The sequence below is a fragment of the Pseudomonas sp. RG1 genome (assembly GCF_025910115.1).
Classification (GTDB): Bacteria; Pseudomonadota; Gammaproteobacteria; order Pseudomonadales; family Pseudomonadaceae; genus Aquipseudomonas; species Aquipseudomonas atacamensis.
Genome location: NZ_JAPCIK010000002.1, coordinates 102,284 through 122,464, shown reverse-complemented (window position 1 = coordinate 122,464; position 20,181 = coordinate 102,284). Strand labels below are relative to the sequence as shown.

The following is a 20,181-nucleotide window of genomic DNA, read 5'->3' as shown; positions in this document are numbered from 1 at the left end:
GCTCCGCTGGTGCACGTCGCTTACAACGACAAACGAGTGGAGCAGGGCACTACTAGCGGATAGGCAATAAACCTGAACTCTAAGGCTTGCGCAATATAAATTCACCGCCCCTGAACTTGATCCCTCCCGGAACCAAAATTTGCGGACGATAAAAAACATTAATTATTTCGGTTATATTATCAATTGTACGATCTCCATCAGCCCACTCAATCACCGCCTCCTGTACGAAATCGTTCAGAGACCCGAGATCCACGGCAACTTTCAAACCCAAACCTTGAAGCATATCCTTTCCGTAAAACAACAGATCTTTCTCATTGTCAGGCCGAAGCCCCGCTCTATTTTTAAAATCTATTAACTCATCGTCACTGGCGGCAGCTAACCAAGGCAAGCTTTTGGCTCGCCCGATACTAATATCACGAGAGTTCGGTCTCAATAAGTCTCCTATCTCCATATGCGTATATTGATACTTGGCATTCAAGGCTGCGAAAGATGCGTGGTAGCGAAACTCCCCGAATTTTGAGGTGGTCTTTTGGGGCTGAGCACCAGCGTCCAGGGCAAAAAAAACAAAATCGTGATTTCCATAACGCGAAATATTAATTGTTCCTGAGTTACCCAGATAATCCTCTTTGGTTCTTTCGCTTCGCAACGTGAATAACGTTTTGAAATGAACTCCATCCTGATCAGTAAAATCTGCGTTACTGAAATGCGTAATTGAATAATCATCAATCGAAAAACGCGAAAAACTCTTAACAAGCTTTCTTTGTCGCTCACTATCGACCTCGCTATCCAAGAGAATAACATTAGCACAGGAGACACGTGCAATCGTGTCAACTCCACTTTCAGATACCAAACTCAATCCGTCCCATACTTCACCCTCACTGAACATGAGATCGTAAGCATGAGCCACATCAAGCGGAGGCGTGGAGTTCGCACCAAAAAAGTCCAACTTGGACACCGGATTATTAACCGTAAACAAATAACGATTGGGGCCGTCAATATCACCAAGAGGATCGGAGTTCAACCACCGCTGTAACCACGGCGCGTAATAACGATAGCCATAATAGTAAAGACCGGTCGCATCCCGCTCTTTGCCTGAGTAACGAATCGTTTTGTTTTTCGCCGCCAATGCATTTTTACCCGCCCAGCACGCGGTGCCACCAAACGGGTAATAGTGCTCCTGAGTCAAAATCCCCGCACCATCATCCAATTCCAGCGTGCTGGAACCAAGATGATCACTGAGGCTGTAACGCAGTTGGTCTCCGTCCACCGCGCTTGGCCAGTGCAGCAGTCGTACCTGATTGCGCCCGGTGTCGACATTGACGACATGTCGCTCGACACCATCGACTTCGCGATGAATCTCGAGCCCCGGCAGATAACGAACTTCTACCGTCAGCGTCTGACCGGACGCTTGGCTGACAGTCGTTTTACGCAACCGATGGCCCGGCTCGTCGCAGCCATAACACTCGTAGTCATCGCTTTCATTCGCACGCTTCACCAACACAACCCGGCTTAACTCATTGCGTACGTTCCAGTACATGGCCTGACCGCGTTGCAACTCCAACTGATTGCCCGCCGCATCAAATCCCAGCGCTATCTCCGTTTCCCCGGGCAAAGAACCATCGTCACGCTGCGCCAGGCTTCGGTTGCTGCGCTGGGAGGTGTACATCGAAAAACCCGGCGCACCGCTATGCTGGCGAGTGATCAGGTTGCCCGCTGCGTCGTAGTCGAATTTCTGCGTGTAGTTGCGCCGTTGATTGGGGTCCAGTGGTGTGGGCAGCAGCTCCGGCAAGGCCGGACCATGGCTGGGCTGGCTGACTTCCCAGCCGCTGGCCTCGATCAGTTGATAAAGGCTGTCGTAGCGATACCGACTGACCGGATCGATGCGCTGGTTGTTGAACCACGACACGGCTTGAGTCTTGTCTTCCAGACTGATGACGTTGCCCACCGGATCGTAGACGTAATTCAGATCCTGCAACGGAGGGTGCGTGCCGACACTGGCGAGCAGTCTGAGCAACCGGCCGTCATCGCGGCTGTATTCGGCACGGGCGATGACTCCGTTGCCGGCCGTTTCACTTTCGATCTGACCCTGCGCGTTGTAGCGAATGGCGCTGACCAGGCACTTCGGCTGCCTGCCCTCGCCGGCCTGTGACAGCCAGGTCGCGCAGGATTGCCCAGCGACGTTGTAATGCTGCGTTCTGAGGTTTCCAACCGCGTCGGTGTGATGCTGCAAGTCGCCGGTTGGGTTGAAGTTCTGTCGGGTGACGTAGATGGTTTCCTCGAGATAGTCATCCCGGCGGTCGGGATCGAGTGGCCAGTCAGGTGTCTCGAGTTCGATCAAAAAACGTCGCGACTCCACCACCACTGCACCGCCGAGGCCATAGTGATCAAATTGCCGATTGCCGGCCGGGTCGTCGTGGCGGATCGCTCGACCGCACTGGTTGTGCAGCGCACGATCATCGGTGGCTTTTGCATAGGTCCAGCGCTCGACCACGTGAGGCTGCCCGTCGTGCGCCTGCTCGGTGAGGGCTAGCGGTCGCAGCAGATCATCGTATTGGCGGTGACTCTGACTGCCCCGCGCATCCCAGCCAGAACACATCGAGCCCGCTTCATTCAACAGCCGCACCTGCCAACCGGCGTCGACGCTGTCTGCGAGTAACGCTTGACCGCTCAATGCGTAGATCGTGGCCAGATTCGGCTTGGGCGCAACGCCGTACAAACGCGGATCCCACGACGCTACCTGACGCCCCGCCTCATCAAAGATCTGCCGGGTAATGCGCGATTCGATGTCGGCTTTATCCGGGTGTCGGCAATAGGCAACGCTGCGAACCACCAGTGCGCGCGGGTCAATGACCGACAAGGTCGGAGTGGCGGTGTCATGGCGGGTATTCACGGCTACGCGAGTCCCTGATGTCTATACGCTGAGACTGAACCAGTTTTCTCCGTCCCGATACTGTAAGAACTACCAGTTGCATTCAGGTTTGCGCACCCATGCGGTCATTCAGACAGGCTGGCGCGGGGGCTGAATAAGCGCTAAGGTCGATGGCGGCAGGTGGCCATCAACCAGGCCCATGTGATCGCAGTATTTTGGGCAACGCCCTTCGCAAAAATCAGATGCTTCCTACACCACTTTTGTCGTTTCGCCAGCCTGAAGCACGCGGGTTTGCAGGACGATTCCTAGAATAATTTGCCCGCTTGTACCCGAAATATCCTGTAGCTAATCTCCGGTCGTCACTGTTTTGCGGTGACTGGATTCAGTTGTCCGGCCGGCAACTGATCCGCGTGCAGCCGCCGTCCTGCTCGTTTAGTCGCGAAATGGTTGGCTCCCACTTGAAGTCAGGAGTTTACCCATGGAAAAGAAACTTGCCGATCCGCCACTCAGCCTTACCTCAAGCAAGCGGTTCACCGAGGATTTGCTCAAGGATCGCTCTGCACTGTGCCGCGCCGTCGACTCACATCTGGCCGGCAATCAGGTCACGTTGGCTGGACAGAAACGCGTCTACAGTATCAGCGAAGATGTGACGCTGGAGGACGCCCAACTGTATGTTGCCGATCTGCTGCGCTGCGCTTCGGTGACCGTCCATCAATGCGGTGACCAGCTCGGGGGCGCGGATCGGGCCATGGTGTTCTCGGTCTGGCATCTGCTGGAAATGGCCAAGGCGATGATGGACCGCTCGATCGATTGTCTGGGAGCCAAGCAGCACTGAAGCCTGGCACCCATTGCCGCCTGCACTGGCCCCAGCGCAGGCGGCGTTTTTTTGCCGGTGAAAAAGCTTATAGTCCGCCCTCACACCGCCAATACAGCATCGATCATGAAGCAAACGCCCAGCGACCTCGAACAGATCACCGCCACTACCCTCGGTCACTACAACTCGGTGGCTGAGGATTTCCGCGAAGGCACTCGCGACCACGATGTCAGCCAGAACATCGAGGCCTTGCTGCGCCACATTCACGGTGAAGCACCCTTCTCGATTCTCGATTTCGGCTGCGGTCCGGGCCGGGATTTGCAAACCTTCACGCGCATGGGCCACGTCGCGATCGGCCTTGATGGCTCACAGGAATTCGCGCGCATGGCCCGCCAGGACAGCGGTTGCGAAGTCTGGCAGCAGGACTTTCTCAAGCTTGATCTGCCGGCCGAGCGCTTCGACGGCATCTTCGCCAATGCCGTGCTGTTTCATGTGCCGTTGCAGGTGTTGCCGCAAGTGCTACGGCAACTGCACGGCACCTTGAAACCGGGTGGCGCGCTGTTCAGTTCCAATCCGCGTGGCGACAACCAAGAGGGCTGGAACGGGCCGCGCTATGGCTCGTATCACGATCTCGAGGCCTGGCGCGGGTTGCTGACGGCGGCGGGTTTTGTCGAGCTGGAGCATTATTACCGGCCTGCGGGCTTGCCGCGCGAACAGCAGCCGTGGCTGGCGAGCGTGTGGCGCAAAGTCTGAATCAGGGCGCCGCTTGTACCTGATACTGGCTGTCGCTGCCGTCCGCTAACAGTGCAGTCATGCTGTGTCCCGGTAACGTCCGGCCCTGCCAGTTGCGTGGAGCGGCGTCGAAATTGGCCAGCAGTCGCGTGCCGTCGGCAAACGTCGTCTGCTGGACCAGGCGATCCTCGCTCAACCAGTCAAAAGCGGTCAGCGCTTGCGTCGCCAGACGTTCGTGCAGCGGACGAAAGAATCGATCCTGACGCACGATCAACGGCAAGCGCTGATCAAGGCTGGCCGCACTCAGGTGGTACAGCGGCGGTACGTTGTAGAGCAACTGCGTGAGCTCGTTTTCCACCCGCACGTCGCTCAGTTTCAGGTTATCGAACAACCAGTGATGACTGGTGATGACAGAGCCGTGGAACACCGCCTGATACAACGGTAAACGGCTGACGGGGGCGAAATGAACGCGTCGGTAGTCAGCCTTCAACCGGGTCGGTTTGAAGAACACCGCTGGCTGCTCCGGTGGGTACCATTGGCCGACGAAAAAGTCCGCTGTGCCCGGCTGATGCATGTCGCGATCGCCCCAACCGATCACTGGCGTCTGCATGCCATGTGCGAACAAAACCCCTTGAGCGGTGGCCGCATTGCCATCCTCGGAGCCGCTCGGCAGCTGCAACACTTCGCTGATCCAGCGCGATGCTCCGACGTTGCCCGCGGCATTCTGCGCCTGGGTCATCGGTGCGCCGGGACGATAACTGTCAAAGAGCATCCCAGCGGCATAGGCATCGAGAAACCAGCTGTTGAACCCGGCAACCTTCTGGATTGCATCGATGCGCCGCTCAAGCAACGGTCGCACACATCGCGGATCGGTATAGTGACCGGACTGCTGAAACCCGCTTTTCAGCGCACCGTTTTCCTCCACGATCGCGCACTCGGTATTGGCCCGATCGCCGAGGTGCGCGGTGGCCCAGTCCGGATTTTCGTCCTCGCGCAACGCAGTTTCGTAGGAGTCATAGGGGGCAATCAGATATCCCGCAGAGACGGCGGCGCGCACCGTCTCCGGGTGCCAGAGTCCACCTTCCCAGCCCTCGCCGAGCCCAAGCCATAAACGCGAAAGTCCTGCGCCCTGCAATCGTTCAATGGTTCGCCGCGACAAGGTGCGCCCCCAGCGCGCAGGATCAGGCGCCAACGTATCCTTCAGAACAACGGCCAGCTGCTCGCGCACCTCAGCGTACCCTTTGACCAGCGCCTGCATGTCCGGCACCGCACGCGCCTGCCAGGTTTTGCGCGCCTGAACGTTCAGCGCGCGATTGAGACTGCGCAGCATCACAGTCTGTTGATAGCGATTGAGTACGGTCCCGCTGGCGAGCAACCGCAGCGCTTCAGGATCCATCGCTGCCCGAAGTTCACTGACCAGCACACCCGAGCCGCGCAACCGGGCAATCAGCAGCGGCCAGTTGCGCACATCGTCGGGGCCGAGGAGATCGTTGCCCCACAGATAGACATGCGCGGCACCGATCAGCTTGGCGGCTTGCGGGGTCTTGATCAGCTTGTTCGCCAAGGTTTCATATTGATCGCTTTCGATGAGCCACTGCTTGTAGCGCTTGGCGCCAGCCAAGGGATCGACATCGCCAAGAAACAGGCTGAAGGTCAGCGGTTTTGCGGGTTCAAGCGATGTGAATCGATGCCGGGCCGACAGCCCCAGTGCATCACCATTGGTCTTGAAGCGCAGTTGGTTGTTGTAAGGATTGGTCAGCAGCCAGTGCAGGCTGAAATTCTCGTACTCCATTCCCCAAAGCGGCAGGCTCAAGTCCTGGGTGGTATCGAGCGCGCCCTGCGCGAGCAGGAACTTCTGCCACACCCGGTCACCGCGCGGCACGTAGCGCCCCTCGGCAAGCGGCCAGATCAGCGCCTGGCCCATTGCACTGGTGGGCTGATGAATAAACTCGATTTGCGAGGGCGAGTTAGCCGTAATCGAAAACGTCAGGTCACGCTGGTCCAAGTCAACACTGAGCAACCATCGCCCGTCGTCCCATTGCCATTCGATGCGATTGCCGCGCCTGACCATGTCGCTGACCTTGTGCCGCAGCATACCGGCCGAGGCCTGCACCGGCGCAGCGCCGGCGGCTTCAACGCGCACCGCCAGCGTCGCAGGATCGACCTGCACCCGCCAAAGCTGGTTTTCCAGCAGCACTTCGGCCAGTACTGCCGGCGACAGGCTCAAGCCAGCGAGCAGCAACCATCCGCGTAACCAGCCGGAAACAGTCGACATGGCACGTCCCTCTTCGAATGAAGAAGGGACGTTAGCGCAGTCAGCTCACCCTGTAAGTCAGACCTTTCCCAAAGATCGCAGGGGCTATCTCACTGCGCCGGCTTTTCATCCTTCTGCGGCTCGCGAATCTTGTACCAGGCGACATACAGCGCCGGCAGAAACAACAGCGTCAGCAGCGTCGCCACGACGATGCCACCAATCATTGCGTAAGCCATCGGCCCCCAGAACACTTCGCGGGCGATCGGGATCATGCCCATGCTCGCTGCCGCTGCGGTCAGCAGGATCGGCCGGCGTCGGTGTTCGGTGGCTTCCACGACTGCGTCCCATGGCGCATAGCCTTTCTGCTCGAACTCATCGATCTGCGTCACCAGAATCACCGAGTTGCGGATGATGATGCCGATCAGCGCGAGAATCCCGAGGATCGCCACGAAGCCCATCGGCGTGCCCGTCGGCACCAACGCCAAGACCACGCCGATCAACCCCAGCGGCGCAACACTGGCGACCAGGAACATCTTCTGCACGCTGTGCAATTGGATCATCAGGAACGTCGCCATGAGGAACAGCATCAGCGGCAGCACCTTGGCAATCGGCCCCTGGGCCTTGCCGCTTTCCTCGACCGTACCGCCGGTAGCGACTTTGTAGCCGACCGGCAGTTTCGAGGCAAAAGCATCGATCGACGGCTTGAGCAGTTTCACCAGATCGGTCGGCTGAATCTCGTCGCGCACCGAGGCCTTGATGGTGATGGTCGGCAAGCGGTCGCGACGCCAGACTAGCGGTTGTTCCAGTTCATAGCGCACGGTGGCGAACGCCAGCAGCGGAATCGAGGTGCCGCTCGGCGTGACGATCTGCAGGTTCTGCAGGGTTTCCGGCGTGCCGCGTTCGGAATCCACAGCGCGACCGACCACGTTGATCAGGTAGATATCGTCATTGACCTGGGTCAACGGCGAGCCACTGACAATGCTGTTCATCAGGTTGGCCACATCTTCTGAGGACAGCCCGAGTTGCCGCGCCTTGTCCTGGGCGATGTCGATGCGCAGGACTTTGCCCGGCTCGTTCCAGTCGTAGATGATCTCGCCGATGTGCGGGTTCTTGTCCAGTTCAGTGGCCAGGTCGATGGCATGTTTGCGCACCTGATCGACATCTTTGCCGCTGACTCGATACTGAATCGGACGCCCCACCGGCGGGCCCATTTCCAGAGCCTGCACATAGCTGCCGATGCCGACGAAGTCTTTGTGCAGCCGCTCACGCAAGCGCTGGCTGAGTGCCTCGCGGGCTTCGAAGTCCTTGCTGACGATCACCAGTTGCGCGTAGTAAGGGTTCTGCAATTGCTGGTCCAGCGGCAGGTAGAAACGGATCGCGCCCTGACCGATGTAAGTGCTCCAGCGCACGATGTCCGGGTCGCCCTTGAGCGTCGCTTCGAGCTTGTCCACCGCTTTGCGGGTTTCGTCGATCGAGGCGTTTTGCGGCAGGTTCAGGTCGACGAGAATTTCCGGGCGGTCGGAAGCGGGGAAGAACTGGTTCTGCACGAAGCGCATGCAGAACACCGCCAGCACGAACAACAGCACGGTGACGCCGATCGCCCACCAACGATTGCGCATGGCCCACAACAGACCACCGTTGAAGGCGCGACCGACGCGACCCGGCTCGGCATCGTGGGCTTTCACCTTGTCGCTGAGGATGTGCACGCCGATCACTGGTGCGAAGAACACCGCGACCACCCACGAGACGATCATCGCCACCGCGATCACCGCGAACAGTGTGAAGGTATATTCACCCGCCGAACTGGCGTTGAGGCCGATGGGCACGAAACCGGCGACAGTCACCAGCGTACCGGTGAGCATCGGGAATGCGGTCGAGGTGTAGGCGAACGTCGCCGCCTGCTCCTTGCTCTCGCCCATTTCCAGCCGCGTAACCATCATTTCCACGGTGATCATCGCGTCGTCCACCAGCAGGCCGAGGGCAATGATCAGCGCGCCGAGGGAAATCCGCTGCATGGTGATGCCGCTGTATTCCATGAACACGAAGACCATGGCCAGCACCAGCGGAATCGAGCAGGCCACCACCAGACCAGCGCGCACGCCGAGGCTGATGAAACTCACCACCAGCACGATGATGACCGCTTCGAACAGCGCGCTGGTGAAACCGCCAACGGCCTCTTCCACCACCACCGCCTGGTCGGAAACGGTGTGCACGCCGACGCCCACCGGCAAGTCAGCGGTGAGCTGGTCGATGCGCTCATGCAGCGCTTTACCGAATTCCTGAACGTTGCCGCCCTTCTGCATGGCAATCGCCAGGCCGATCGCCGGTTTGCCGTCGAAGCGGAATTCCGGTGTCGCCGGGTCGACGTAGCCACGGCTGATCTCGGCGATGTCGGCCAGACGATAGAAGCGATCGTTGAGTTTGAGATTGACCTCGGCCAGATCCTTCTCCGACTCGAACTGGCCCGAGGTGCGCACGGAGATCCGCTCCGGCCCCGCCTCGATCACCCCGGCCGGAGTCACTGCGTTCTGCGATTGCAGGCTCTGCACCACTTGGCGCTGGTCGATACCCAGTGCGGCGAGTTTGCGCGTGGAGAAGTTCAGGTAGATCGTTTCGTCCTGCTGGCCGACCATTTCGATCTTGCCCAGCCCCGGCACGCTGCGTATTTCGGCGCGCGCCTGTTCCACGTAATCGCGCAACTGACGCATGGTCAGGCCATCGGCGGTGAAGGCGTAGACCGAGCCGTACACGTCACCGAACTCGTCGTTGAATCCCGGCCCCTGAATGCCCTGGGGAAACTGGCCGCGAATATCGTCGATCTTCTTGCGCACCTGGTACCAGATTTGCGGAATGTCCTCAGCGCTGGTGGTGTCGCGCAGGTACACGTACACCGTCGACTCGCCGGGGCGGGTGTAGCTTTTCACGTAGTCGAGGGAATCGAGCTCTTCGAGTTTTTTCTCGATGCGGTCGGTGACCTGCTTGAGGGTTTCTTCCTGGGTCGCGCCCGGCCATTTGGTCTGGATCACCATGGTCTTGATGGTGAACGACGGGTCTTCTTCGCGGCCGAGATTGAAGTACGAAAACACCCCCATCAGCAGACCGACGAACATCAGATACCACACGAAAGACTGGTGCTTGAGGGCCCATTCGGAGAGGTTGAAAGAGCCTTTCATTGACTGTCCTCGTCAAGTTTTACCGATTGTCCGGGTTTGAGACTGTTGACGCCGGCGCTGACCACGCGCTCGCCATTCTGCACGCCACCGGCCAGCACCACACTGTTGTCGCCACAACTGACCACGCTGACGTCGCGCGGGTTGACGGTTTTGTTTTGCGTATCGATCACCCAGATGCGGGTTTTGCCGTCGATTTCCTGCAACGCCGTCAGCGGCAGTTCGATGCGCGGTTTGATCGCCGAGCTAAGGGTCACGCTGATCGCGGTGCCGAGGCGGAAACCGTCCGGCGTATCCGACAGGGTCAGGCGCGCGCGGCGGGTGCGTGTGGCGCTTTGCGCCTGGGGTTCGATTTCGCGAATGATCGCCGTGGTGTTGATGCTCGGGTCGAGTTGCGCAGCCACCGAGAACACCACGTCGCTGGGCAACTGATCGACCAGCGTATCAGGCAGGTCGATCACCGCTTCCTTGATGTCCGGTTGTGCCAGCGTCACCACTTGTTGCCCAGCGGTCACCACTTGCCCGGCTTCGGCGTTCCACGCGGTGACCACAGCTTTGTGATCGGAGCGCAGCTCGGTGTAGCTCAGTTGATCCTTGCTCTGGCTGACCGCCGCGCGTGCCTGATCAAGCGAGGCCTGAGTGGTTTTCAGATCGGTATTGGCGACGTCCAGTTGCGCCTGCGCACCGACGCCGCGATCGAACAGCGCTTGCTGACGACGTGCATTGGCCTGGGCGTTGATCAGTTGCGCCTGGATTCTCGCCAGATCGCCCTGCGCCGAACGTAACTGGTTCTGCTGGTCGGACGGATCGAGGGTGGCAAGCAACGTGCCCTTCTGCACCTCGGCGCCGACATCGACGTTGCGACTGGCGATGCGTCCACCGACGCGGAAACCGGTGTTGCTCTCGTAACGCGCCTGAATGCTGCCGGCAAAGCGCCCGAGGCTTTCTTCGTTGAGCGCTTTGACCGTGACCGACAGCACCGGACGTACCGGTTCCGGCGGCGTTTCCTTTTCCGAACAAGCGCCCAGCAGCAGCGCCATGCACAACAGGCCGAGGCGCTTCATGGCTGCGCTCCCGGTTGCAGATCCTTGTAGGTGTTTTCGGCAATCTCGACTTTCATGCCGGGGTGCAGCAACTGGCCGCCGGCGACAATGACTTTCTCGCCGCCCTTGAGACCTTCGCTGATGATCACTTTGCCGGTCAGGTAGCGACCGACCGTGACCGTATGCAACTGCGCCTCGCCCTTGTCATCGACCAGCCATACCGCCGGGTCGCTGATGTTTTTCGTCAGCGCCGACCAGGGCAGTTCCACCGCCGATTTGCCGGTGCCCTTGGCGGTGGCACTGACCACCGAACCGAGCTGCATGCCCGGCGGCAGCTTGTCGAGGCTGACCTTGACCTGCACGGTGCCCGATTGCGCCGACACCGATGGCGTGATCTCACGCACGGTGCCGGTGGTTTTGATCTCGGGATTGTCGAGCAGGCTGACCACGATCGAGCGATCGGACGGACGCTCGGCCAGCAGCGATTCGTAGACATTGAACACCGCGTCGCGGTCGCCATCGCGGGCGAGGCTGAAAATCGGCGCGGTGGCCTGCACTACCTGGCCGACTTCGGCCTGGCGCTCGGTGATCACCCCGGGTGCATCGGCGATCAGTGCGGTGTAGCTGAGCTGGTCCTTGGCGTTGGCCAGTTGCGCCTGCGCCGCGCTCAATGCGCTCTGGCTGCTGCGCAGCGCGGCTTGTGCCGAATCGTACTCGCTCTGGCTGGTGTAGCCCTTGGGCAGGAGTTTTTGCTGACGCACGAAAGCGGCTGCCGCTTGCTTCACGCGGGCCTGTTCGGCGACGACTTGGGCCTGAGCGGAATCGACGTTGGTCTGCAGATCTTTCGGATCGAGTTTGGCCAGCACCTGCTTGGCCGTGACGCGGTCGCCGACATCGACCATGCGCTGGATGATCTTGCCGCCGACGCGGAATGACAGCTGGGTCTGCACCCGCGCCTGCACATCACCGGTGAGGGTCACCGCGGCGGCGTAGTTGGCCGGTTCGACCTCTTGCACAAAGACCCGTGGCAAGTATTCCTGAGCAGGTTTCTTGTCGCCGCATGCGGTGAGCAACGCCATGGCGCTCACGGCCATCAGCACTTTCAATCCGGGACCCGCCATGCACACTCCTTGGCCTTAAATGCTGCTGTCGAGACGATACGACTTCAGAGCTTAGAACAGGGTTCCACGGTTGCGGACGCCAACACCAGATTTATCTCATTAAAGGTATGCTGCCCGCGTATCGCAGTGACCCGGAGAAGGATTTCATGCTCAACACCCTGGCGGTGGCCAATTACCGCTCAATCAACAAACTGGTGATTCCGCTCGGGCGCCTGAACCTGATTACCGGGCCCAATGGCAGCGGCAAGTCCAACCTCTACCGCGCCTTGCGCCTGCTGGCTGAAACCGCCCAGGGCGGCGTGGTCAACGCGCTGGCGCGCGAAGGCGGGCTGGATTCGACGTTCTGGGCGGGGCCGGAAACCATCAGCCGGCGCATGCGCAACGGTGAAGTGGCCATCGAGCCGACGGTGCGCCACGGCGCCAAGCGCTTGCGACTGGGGTTCGCCGGCGAGGATTTCAGTTACGCCATCGGCCTGGGCCTGCCGGAGCCAAGCACTTCATGCTTTGCCCTCGACCCGGAAATCAAGCGTGAGTGCATCTGGGCCGGCCCGGTGTTCCGCCCGGCGAGCCTGCTGGTCGACCGCAACGGTCCGATGATCCGCGCCCGCGAAGGTCGCGCCTGGGATGTGCTGGCGCAACACACGCCGAACTTCGACAGCCTGTTCGATCAGGTCGGCAATCTGCGCAGCTCGCCGGAAGTGTTCCAGATGCGCGAATTCATCCGGCGCTGGCGCTTTTATGATCACTTTCGCAGCGATGCCGACGCGCCGGTGCGTCAGCCGCAACTGGGCACTCGCACGCCCGTGCTGCACCACGACGGCCGCGATCTGGCGGCGGCCTTGCAGACGATTATCGAGATTGGCGATCCGCAGGCGTTGACAGCGGCGATCAGCGATGGGTTTCCCGGCGCGCGACTGAAAATCGCGCCGTTGGCCGGTGGACGCTTCGCTATCGAGTTTTATCAGGAAGGCTTGTTGCGGCCATTGTCGGCGGCGGAATTGTCAGACGGAACCTTGCGCTATCTGCTGCTGGTTGCGGCGTTGCTGACACCGCGACCGCCTACACTAATGGTGCTCAACGAACCGGAAACCAGCCTGCACCCGGACCTGCTGCCGGCGCTGGCAAGGCTGATCATTCGCGCTTCGGAGCAGTGTCAGGTGTGGGTGGTGTCACATGCACGGCGACTGATCTCGGCGTTGCAGGAAGACCCGGAATGCAATTGCATCGTGCTGGAGAAGACGCTGGGCCAGACCGGGATCGTCGGGCAGCGGGTGCTGGATGAGCCGGTGTGGCATTGGCCAGACTAGCCCATTCGATCGTTCCCACGCTCTGCGTGGGAATGCAGCCCGTGACGCTCTGAGTCACTGGACGCGGAGCGTCCCTGGAGGCATTCCCACGCAGAGCGTGGGAACGATCAACAGGCAATCACCCCTGCCACTTGCCCCCTTCAACAATCACGCTCTCAGGCCGGGTGTCATCGCTCAGTTCTTTGCGCACATATTGGTCATACAGCTTGAGCAGGTATTTCTCCTCGCCCAGTTTGGCCAGCTCGCTGTTGACCCAGTCACGCAACTCGAGATTGCCCTTTTTCACTGCTGGCGCAATCGGCGCCTCGGCTCCGAGCTTTTCCTCAAGCACGCGATAGCCCGGGTTCTGCTTGGCCCAGCTGAACAGCACCAGATTGTCCTGCGCGTAAGCATCGCCACGACCATTGGCCAAGGCTTGCAGCGACTCGGAGTTTTTCTCGAACTTGAGCAGTTTCCAGTCCGGGTGGTTTTTGGTCAGCCAGATATCCGCGGTGGTGCCGGTGGTGACAATCGTGGTGCGCGTCGCCAGATCATCCAGTTTTTTCACTGAACTGCCCTGCGGCACCAGCGCCTGCACGGCCACCTTGAGGTTCGGGTTGGTGAATTCCACCGCTTCCTTGCGTTCCGGGGTGACGGTCATGTTGGCGAGGATCAGGTCGACCTTGTCGCTCTGCAAAAATGGAATGCGACTGGCCGGCTCGACGGCGACGAACTCGACCTTGTTTTCGTCGCCGAGCAGATCCTTGGCGAAGCGCCGGCCAATGTCGGTGTCGAAGCCGACGTAGCGCCCGGCCTCATCGACGAAACCGAACGGGGGCTTGTCGGTAAATACACCAACGATCAATTTGTCGCGGGCCTTGATCTTGTCCAGATAACCCGAGGGCGCGGGGCTTTCGCTGGCGACTTTCGGCTTTGGTGGCTCTTCGGTCTTACCGCAACCGGCAAGCAAGGCGAGGCTGAGCAGGGGCAGTAACAAAGCGGCAGTTTTCATAGCAGTTCCAGTTCCTTTTTCGGATTCGATTCTGGCGATGTGGCAACGAAGGAGAACTTCTCCAGAAACTGCTGCGCGCGTGCGGTTTGCGGGTTCGTAAAGAAAATCTCGGGTGGGGATTGTTCGAGGATGCGCCCGGCATCCATGAACACGATGCGGTCGGCCACCGCGCGGGCGAAGGCCATTTCGTGAGTGACGATCAGCAGGGTCATGCCTTCGCGAGCCAGACCCTGAATGACTTGCAGCACTTCCTTGACCATTTCCGGGTCGAGGGCGGCGGTGACTTCGTCGAAGAGCATGACCCGTGGATTCATGCACAGCGAGCGAACAATGGCGATGCGTTGCTGCTGGCCGCCGGAGAGCTGACGCGGGAAAGCATCGCGCTTGTCCAGCAGGCCAACACGCTCAAGCAGGGCTTCAGCCTGCTGTTGCGCTTCGCGGCGCTGGCGCTTCTGAACCTTGAGCGGGCCGAGCAGCAGATTGTCGAGCACGCTCATGTGCGGGAACAGGTGATAACTCTGGAACACCATGCCGATCTGCTGGCGAATTTCGCGCCAGTCAGTGGCCTTGTCCAACAGCTCTCGGTCGAGGAATTTCAGGCTGCCGCTGTGGGCCTCTTCCAGACCATTGAGGCAACGCAGCAAAGTACTTTTGCCGCAACCGCTGGGACCAAGAATGACGAGCACTTCGCCGCTCTGCACTTGCAGGTCGATGCCATCGAGCACCTGCTGCGCGCCATAGAATTTGTTGAACCCGTGAAACTCGATCAGTGCGCTCATGCTTGCGTCCAGCGCCGCTCCAGCACGCGCGAAGCGGCCGAGAGCGGGTAGCAGATGAAAAAGAAAAACAGGAATAATGCGCCGTAGATCAGTACCGATTCGTAGGTGCGCTCGATGATCTGCTGGCCGACCTTGATCACATCCACCACGCCAATCAGCACCGCCAGGGAACTGGTCTTGATGATCCGCGTATAGACATTGATGGTCGGCGGCGTCATGCGCTTGAACGCTTGCGGCAGCAGCACGTAGCCATAGAGTTGAGCTGCATTGAGGCCGATCGACAGCCCTGCTTCACGCTGTCCGCGCGGCAACGAATGCAGCGCACCGCGCGCTACCTCGCCAACTTCGCTGGCGCCCCACAGCGACAGCACCAGCACCGCGCACCAGAAGCTCGGCAGGCTCAGACCGAAGAAAATCGGCAGACCGAAGAACAGCAGATACAACCAGACCAGCACCGGAATTGCCCGGAACAGCTCCAGATAGATGCGCAGAATCGCGTTCAACCACGTTACGTTCAAAGTGCGCAGAACACCGTAGAGCACACCGCCGATCGTACTGATGGCGATGCTCAGAAACGAGATCGACAGGGTTTGCCCGGCGCCTTTTGCCAGTTGCGGCAACGATATCCACAGCAACTCAAGACCCGAACTGGCCATGCTGGAGCCTCCTTTCCAGTCGGCTGAGCAACAGCGACAGCGGCAAGAACAGCAGCACGCAGATCAGCGTCAGCACGGCGAGCATTTCGTAGGTTTTGTAGTAGAGCGCGATATAGCTCTTGGTGGTGTAGAGGATTTCCGGCACCGCCACGGCCGAAACCACGGTGGTTTCCTTGAGCAGGAAGATGAAATTGGCGAACAGCGACGGCAAGCTGAGGATGCCCGCCTGCGGCAGGATCACATAGCGCAGCAACTGGCCGTGGGACAGGCCAATCGACCGCCCGGATTCCAGTTGCGCCTGGGGCACCGCATCGATGCCGGCGCGCAGCACTTCGGTGAGATAGGCGCCACCAAGGAAGGTCATGGTGATGATTGCCGCAGTGAAACCGGAAACCTGGATCCCCACCGCCGGCAACGCGAAGTAGACGAAGAACAGCTGAATCAGCAACGGCGTGTTGCGCGCCAGCTCTACGTAGAGGCCGACCAGTTTTTGCAGGTATGGCGTGCGAAACACCAGAATCGTCGCGTTGAGCAGCGCCACCAGCAGCGAAGTGGCGATCGCAATCAAACCGACCTGCAGAGTCACGCCGACGGCTTGGAGAAAAGCCGGCAGAGTGCTGAGGATAAAGGCGTAGTCGAAAGTCATGAAGCGTCCTGACGCTGCTTGGTAAGCGGCGATGATGCAATCCATGGACGGCGGATGGCCGTCCGGCAGGCACTGACTTTATAGGTATAAAAACCATAATTTAAATACCTTTAAAGCATATTGATATCACCCAAAAAACTATCCTGTGGATTTGCCGGGAAGGAATAAGACGGCTATTTTTCTTTGCGCTGTAGGACGGATCTTTTTTCCACGAAAGACCTCCAAGGAACCACAGCTTTTGGCCAGACTCTCCGGCCCATTCACCACAAGGAAGAACAACATGGACGTAAAAGTGCCGCAGCGGCTGGATCCGCAGGACATTGTGAAATTGCTGGTGGCGTTGAGACGGGCGTTGAAGACCACAGCGTAAATCAAAAGCCCCTCACCCCAGCCCTCTCCCGGAGGGAGAGGGGGCCGACCGAGGTGTCTCGCGTTGTACATCGACCTGGAAGATCTTGGCGATTATGGCTTGGCTGGGCTTCAGCGATGCTGGATTCAGAGCGATACGTTCAGGTCGGCGTATCTCTCGAATATCCCCGTATCGGTTCCCTCTCCCTCTGGGAGAGGGTTAGGGTGAGGGGCTTTTTAACGCACACACAAAAACGCCGATGACCATCAAGGCCATCGGCGTTTTTGCATCTGAAGCAGATTCACTCAAGTCAGATCAGAACGCCGGCAACACCGCGCCGCTGTACTTCTTCTCGATGAAGGCTTTGACTTCCGGGCTGGTCAGGGCCTTGGCCAGTTTCTGGATCGCGTCGCTGTTCTTGTTGTCCTCACGGGCAACCAGGAAGTTCACGTATGGCGAGTCAGCGCCTTCGATCACCAGCGCATCTTTCTGCGGGTTCAGCTTGGCTTCCAGCGCGTAGTTGGTGTTGATCATGTCCAGATCAACTTCCTTCAGAACGCGCGGCAGCAGGGCCGATTCCAGTTCCTTGAACTTGAAGTTATGCGGGTTCTTGGCGATGTCTTTCGGCGTTGCCAGAGCGTTTTTCGGATCTTTCAGTTCGATCAGGCCGGCCTTCTGCAGCAGGATCAGGGCGCGGCCGCTGTTGCTGCCTTCGTTGGGGATGGCGATGGTTGCGCCGTCCGGCAGTTCAGCCAGGGTCTTGTACTTGCTCGAGTAGCCACCGAACGGTTCAACGTGGACGCCCTGCACGGTCACCAGGTACTTGGATTTTTCGTCCTTGTATTTGCCTTGGTTGAAGCTGTTCAGGTACGGCAGGGTCTGGAAGTAGTTGGCGTCCAGACGCTTCTCGCCGACCTGTACGTTCGGTTGCACATAGTCGGTGAAAACCTTGATCTCCAGATCCACGCCCTCTTTGGCCAGGGTCGGTTTGATCAGCTCAAGGATTTCAGCGTGGGGCACCGGCGTTGCGGCAACCACCAGTTTCTCGCCGGCGTTGACGAAAGAAGCCGTCAGAGCAGCCGCCAATGCGGTAAACAACAGAACCTTTTTCATGCAGTGTCCTTATCGAAAATCACGGTCGTCATCGACGACGGCATTTAATACGTGTGCCAGTGAAGTGATATCGCTGGCGTGAGGCGGACAATACCCGGATTTTTTATTCCCGGACAATAACGTTTATTCAGCTTCATATTCCATTTTGTTCATGTTGAAGAAAATGCTCACACCGCCTCGCTCAAGCGAATCAGCCAGTCTTTCAAGGCCTTACGCTCTGCACTGCTCCCACCTATATGGGTCTGCCTGACCAGACGTTCGATCTGAACCTGCGGCGCAGACGCGTCAGGCAGGTTCAGATGTTCCGGCAGGATTTCGTCGCCGGTGCTGACCAGCAGGGCAAAGTGGATGACGTTTTCCAGTTCGCGAGTGTTGCCCGGCCAGCTGTGTTGTTCGAGCACATGTTGCGCGGCTTCGCTGATCAGCGGCACGGGCAAGTCGAGACGCTGGCTGTAGATGCCAAGGAAATACTCGGCCAGCGAGAGAATGTCGCCGGTGCGCGCGCGCAACGCCGGCAGCTCCAGATGACCCTCGCTGAGGTAGTGATAGAGCCGCTCGTGGAATTTCCCGGCGTCCACGGCCTGGGCCAGATCGATGCTGGTCGCCGCGACCAGGCGCACATCCACAGGGCTCGGCTGATGCGCACCGACGCGGGTGACTTCGTGGTTTTCCAATGCCGCGAGCAACTTGATCTGGATCGGCAGCGGCAGATCGCCGATCTCATCCAGGTACAAGGTGCCGCCGTTGGCAGAACCGAACCAGCCGGCGCGGCTGCTGGCCGAACCGCTGTAGCTGCCGGCGGCGTAGCCGAACAGTTCGGCGTCGGCGTAGGTCGGGCTGATCGCGCCGCAGTTCACCGAAACGAACAGACCGCTGCGATCACTGGCGCGGTGGATATGCCGGGCGAGCAGCTCTTTACCGGTGCCAGTCTCACCGCGAATCAACACTGAAATCGCACGTGGAGCCAACTGCTCCAACTCCTCGCGCAATTGCCGCGAGCGTGGGTCGACGAACACCAACGCCTTGGCGCGAATGCTCAGGGGGCTTTTTTCTGCATCGGGAAAGGTCAACAAGGGCTGACCGAAGGTTTCGAGACTCATGGCAGGCTCCCGCCCAAAACCGCCAGCCGACGGGGGCGTTGAATAGTAAGGTCAGGCGCGACGGCGGGCGTGATGTTCCAGACGGTTTTGCAGGCGATAGAGATAGGCAAACCCCTGCTCCCAACGCTGATGCCCGGACTTGACGTTGATGTGCCCGGCCCCGGCGAGAATCCCCGCCTCCGCGCCCCAGTTGCGCGCCAGTTCCAATGCGCGCGGCGCACTGACGGCGGCGTCGTTGTCGGAGCTGACGACCTGACTGGGGAATGGCAACAGGTCCGTCGGAATCGGTGCGAAGTTGCGCAGCGCTGGCGCGCAGGCAGGACGCTCGACATCGGCCGGCGCGACCAGCAACGCCCCGCGCACCTGACGCAGGTACTGCAACGGCGCTGTCGCCGCCCAGTGAGCAACGGTGATGCAACCGAGGCTGTGAGCGATGAGAATGACCGGCGTGCTGTCGGCGGCAATCGCTTCGGCCAGCGCGGCGACCCAGTCCTCACGGCGCGGCGTCAGCCAATCGGCCTGCTCGACCCGCGCGCTGTTCGGCAGGCTGTTCTGCCAGTGGCTTTGCCAATGATCTTCTGGCGATCCTTGCCAGCCCGGCACAATCAGGTAGCGGATTGATTCGTTGCGCATGGGGAAGCTCTCCTGCGGCGTGTCTGTTCCGGGTCGAGTATAGGGATGGGAGTTATATTCGTTAAGGAATAAGAAGCTATTTATTAATACCCATAATGCATATGAGGCGTTCCCACAGGGTGAGTGTGTTGTGGCAATAACGCGGGATAAAAAAAGGGCCGCACCCTGCCAAGGAGACGGCCCCGGAAAAACGTTGTATCTGTCACCGCGCAGTAATCACCGACAACTTGGTAATCCCCGCCCGTTCGATCGAAGCCATGGCTCGCGCCACTTCGCCGTAGTTCACCCCGTCATCGGCCTGCAATTGCACGCGCACTTCCGGGTCCTTGGCCTTGGCCGACTTGAGGTTGAATTCCAGCAAGTCGGGCTGAATCTGGTCCTTGTTGATAAACAGCTTGCCGGCGCCGTCGATGCTCACCACCAGCGGATCCTTCTGCTCGACCGGTGCCACCGCTTCGGTCTTCGGCAGGTTGATCGGGATCGCGGTGGTCAGCAGCGGCGCGGTGACGATAAACACCACCAGCAGCACCAGCATCACGTCTACCAGCGGCGTCACGTTGATTTCGCTGAGCACCTCATCCGTGTCTTGCGTGGAGAAGGCCAT

Annotated in this window: 16 protein-coding genes; 3 read left to right on the top strand and 13 right to left on the bottom strand. The window is 59.5% G+C overall.

All coding sequences use genetic code 11. The features are described from left to right. Positions 1–79: 79 nt before the first annotated feature. Positions 80–2,890, bottom strand: coding sequence for an RHS repeat domain-containing protein (locus OK411_RS02235; protein WP_264364354.1), 2,811 nt, complete (start codon positions 2,888–2,890; stop codon positions 80–82). Positions 2,891–3,347: 457 nt separating this feature from the next. Between OK411_RS02235 and OK411_RS02230 the strand changes: the two genes are divergently transcribed. Then, positions 3,348–3,704, top strand: coding sequence for a DUF6124 family protein (locus OK411_RS02230; RefSeq protein ID WP_016772210.1), 357 nt, complete (start codon positions 3,348–3,350; stop codon positions 3,702–3,704). A gap of 105 nt (positions 3,705–3,809) precedes the next feature. Beyond that, on the top strand, positions 3,810–4,436 hold the full coding sequence (locus tag OK411_RS02225) for a class I SAM-dependent methyltransferase (RefSeq protein WP_016772211.1): 627 nt from the start codon (positions 3,810–3,812) through the stop codon (positions 4,434–4,436). A gap of 1 nt (position 4,437) precedes the next feature. Here OK411_RS02225 and OK411_RS02220 read toward each other — a convergent pair whose 3' ends face one another. From OK411_RS02220 to OK411_RS02205, 4 genes are all read right to left on the bottom strand, one after another. Further along, a complete protein-coding gene (locus OK411_RS02220; protein WP_264364353.1) occupies positions 4,438–6,690 on the bottom strand; it encodes a glycoside hydrolase in 2,253 nt (750 codons plus the stop codon). Between the two features lie 89 nt (positions 6,691–6,779). After that, positions 6,780–9,842 (bottom strand): efflux RND transporter permease subunit, encoded by a 3,063-nt coding sequence (locus OK411_RS02215; RefSeq protein WP_016772213.1) that lies wholly within the window; start codon positions 9,840–9,842, stop codon positions 6,780–6,782. Next, complete coding sequence (locus tag OK411_RS02210) at positions 9,839–10,903, bottom strand: efflux RND transporter periplasmic adaptor subunit (RefSeq protein ID WP_264364352.1); 1,065 nt, start codon at positions 10,901–10,903, stop codon at positions 9,839–9,841. The genes OK411_RS02215 and OK411_RS02210 overlap by 4 nt, the downstream gene beginning before the upstream one ends. Beyond that, positions 10,900–12,003, bottom strand: coding sequence for an efflux RND transporter periplasmic adaptor subunit (locus OK411_RS02205; RefSeq protein WP_024011162.1), 1,104 nt, complete (start codon positions 12,001–12,003; stop codon positions 10,900–10,902). The genes OK411_RS02210 and OK411_RS02205 overlap by 4 nt, the downstream gene beginning before the upstream one ends. 146 nt (positions 12,004–12,149) lie before the next feature. On the opposite strand from OK411_RS02205, the gene OK411_RS02200 reads away from it, so the two are divergent. After that, on the top strand, positions 12,150–13,310 hold the full coding sequence (locus tag OK411_RS02200; RefSeq protein WP_264364351.1) for an AAA family ATPase: 1,161 nt from the start codon (positions 12,150–12,152) through the stop codon (positions 13,308–13,310). A gap of 118 nt (positions 13,311–13,428) precedes the next feature. Here OK411_RS02200 and OK411_RS02195 read toward each other — a convergent pair whose 3' ends face one another. The 8 genes from OK411_RS02195 to OK411_RS02160 all read right to left on the bottom strand — a co-directional run bounded on the left by OK411_RS02195 (position 13,429) and on the right by OK411_RS02160 (position 20,181). After that, positions 13,429–14,301, bottom strand: a complete 873-nt coding sequence (locus OK411_RS02195) for a transporter substrate-binding domain-containing protein (RefSeq protein ID WP_122611158.1) — start codon at positions 14,299–14,301, stop codon at positions 13,429–13,431. Then, positions 14,298–15,080 carry an amino acid ABC transporter ATP-binding protein gene (locus OK411_RS02190; RefSeq protein ID WP_264364350.1) on the bottom strand — a complete coding sequence of 261 codons (783 nt, stop codon included), beginning with the start codon at positions 15,078–15,080 and terminating at the stop codon, positions 14,298–14,300. Before OK411_RS02190 ends, OK411_RS02195 begins: the two co-directional genes overlap by 4 nt. Next, positions 15,077–15,736, bottom strand: coding sequence for an amino acid ABC transporter permease (locus OK411_RS02185; protein ID WP_264364349.1), 660 nt, complete (start codon positions 15,734–15,736; stop codon positions 15,077–15,079). Before OK411_RS02185 ends, OK411_RS02190 begins: the two co-directional genes overlap by 4 nt. Next, a complete protein-coding gene (locus tag OK411_RS02180) occupies positions 15,717–16,382 on the bottom strand; it encodes an amino acid ABC transporter permease (protein WP_264364348.1) in 666 nt (221 codons plus the stop codon). The genes OK411_RS02185 and OK411_RS02180 overlap by 20 nt, the downstream gene beginning before the upstream one ends. Positions 16,383–17,046: 664 nt before the next feature. Then, a complete protein-coding gene (locus tag OK411_RS02175) occupies positions 17,047–17,844 on the bottom strand; it encodes a MetQ/NlpA family ABC transporter substrate-binding protein (protein ID WP_264364347.1) in 798 nt (265 codons plus the stop codon). A gap of 167 nt (positions 17,845–18,011) precedes the next feature. Then, positions 18,012–18,944 carry a sigma 54-interacting transcriptional regulator gene (locus OK411_RS02170; RefSeq protein WP_016772223.1) on the bottom strand — a complete coding sequence of 311 codons (933 nt, stop codon included), beginning with the start codon at positions 18,942–18,944 and terminating at the stop codon, positions 18,012–18,014. Between the two features lie 51 nt (positions 18,945–18,995). Continuing rightward, the gene (locus tag OK411_RS02165) at positions 18,996–19,577 is read right to left on the bottom strand and encodes an alpha/beta hydrolase (protein ID WP_007918704.1); all 582 of its coding nucleotides are present in this window, start codon (positions 19,575–19,577) and stop codon (positions 18,996–18,998) included. A gap of 202 nt (positions 19,578–19,779) precedes the next feature. After that, positions 19,780–20,181 (bottom strand): ExbD/TolR family protein, encoded by a 402-nt coding sequence (locus OK411_RS02160; protein WP_264364346.1) that lies wholly within the window; start codon positions 20,179–20,181, stop codon positions 19,780–19,782.

Bases quoted from the DNA above. Each gene is read 5' to 3' on its own strand.
- OK411_RS02230 (WP_016772210.1), top strand. From the start codon at position 3,348: ATGGAAAAGAAACTTGCCGATCCGCCACTCAGCCTTACCTCAAGCAAG.
- OK411_RS02225 (WP_016772211.1), top strand. From the start codon at position 3,810: ATGAAGCAAACGCCCAGCGACCTCGAACAGATCACCGCCACTACCCTC.
- OK411_RS02220 (WP_264364353.1), bottom strand. From the start codon at position 6,690: ATGTCGACTGTTTCCGGCTGGTTACGCGGATGGTTGCTGCTCGCTGGC.
- OK411_RS02215 (WP_016772213.1), bottom strand. From the start codon at position 9,842: ATGAAAGGCTCTTTCAACCTCTCCGAATGGGCCCTCAAGCACCAGTCT.
- OK411_RS02210 (WP_264364352.1), bottom strand. From the start codon at position 10,903: ATGAAGCGCCTCGGCCTGTTGTGCATGGCGCTGCTGCTGGGCGCTTGT.
- OK411_RS02205 (WP_024011162.1), bottom strand. From the start codon at position 12,003: ATGGCGGGTCCCGGATTGAAAGTGCTGATGGCCGTGAGCGCCATGGCG.
- OK411_RS02200 (WP_264364351.1), top strand. From the start codon at position 12,150: ATGCTCAACACCCTGGCGGTGGCCAATTACCGCTCAATCAACAAACTG.
- OK411_RS02195 (WP_122611158.1), bottom strand. From the start codon at position 14,301: ATGAAAACTGCCGCTTTGTTACTGCCCCTGCTCAGCCTCGCCTTGCTT.
- OK411_RS02190 (WP_264364350.1), bottom strand. From the start codon at position 15,080: ATGAGCGCACTGATCGAGTTTCACGGGTTCAACAAATTCTATGGCGCG.
- OK411_RS02185 (WP_264364349.1), bottom strand. From the start codon at position 15,736: ATGGCCAGTTCGGGTCTTGAGTTGCTGTGGATATCGTTGCCGCAACTG.
- OK411_RS02180 (WP_264364348.1), bottom strand. From the start codon at position 16,382: ATGACTTTCGACTACGCCTTTATCCTCAGCACTCTGCCGGCTTTTCTC.
- OK411_RS02175 (WP_264364347.1), bottom strand. From the start codon at position 17,844: ATGAAAAAGGTTCTGTTGTTTACCGCATTGGCGGCTGCTCTGACGGCT.
- OK411_RS02170 (WP_016772223.1), bottom strand. From the start codon at position 18,944: ATGAGTCTCGAAACCTTCGGTCAGCCCTTGTTGACCTTTCCCGATGCA.
- OK411_RS02165 (WP_007918704.1), bottom strand. From the start codon at position 19,577: ATGCGCAACGAATCAATCCGCTACCTGATTGTGCCGGGCTGGCAAGGA.
- OK411_RS02160 (WP_264364346.1), bottom strand. From the start codon at position 20,181: ATGGCCTTCTCCACGCAAGACACGGATGAGGTGCTCAGCGAAATCAAC.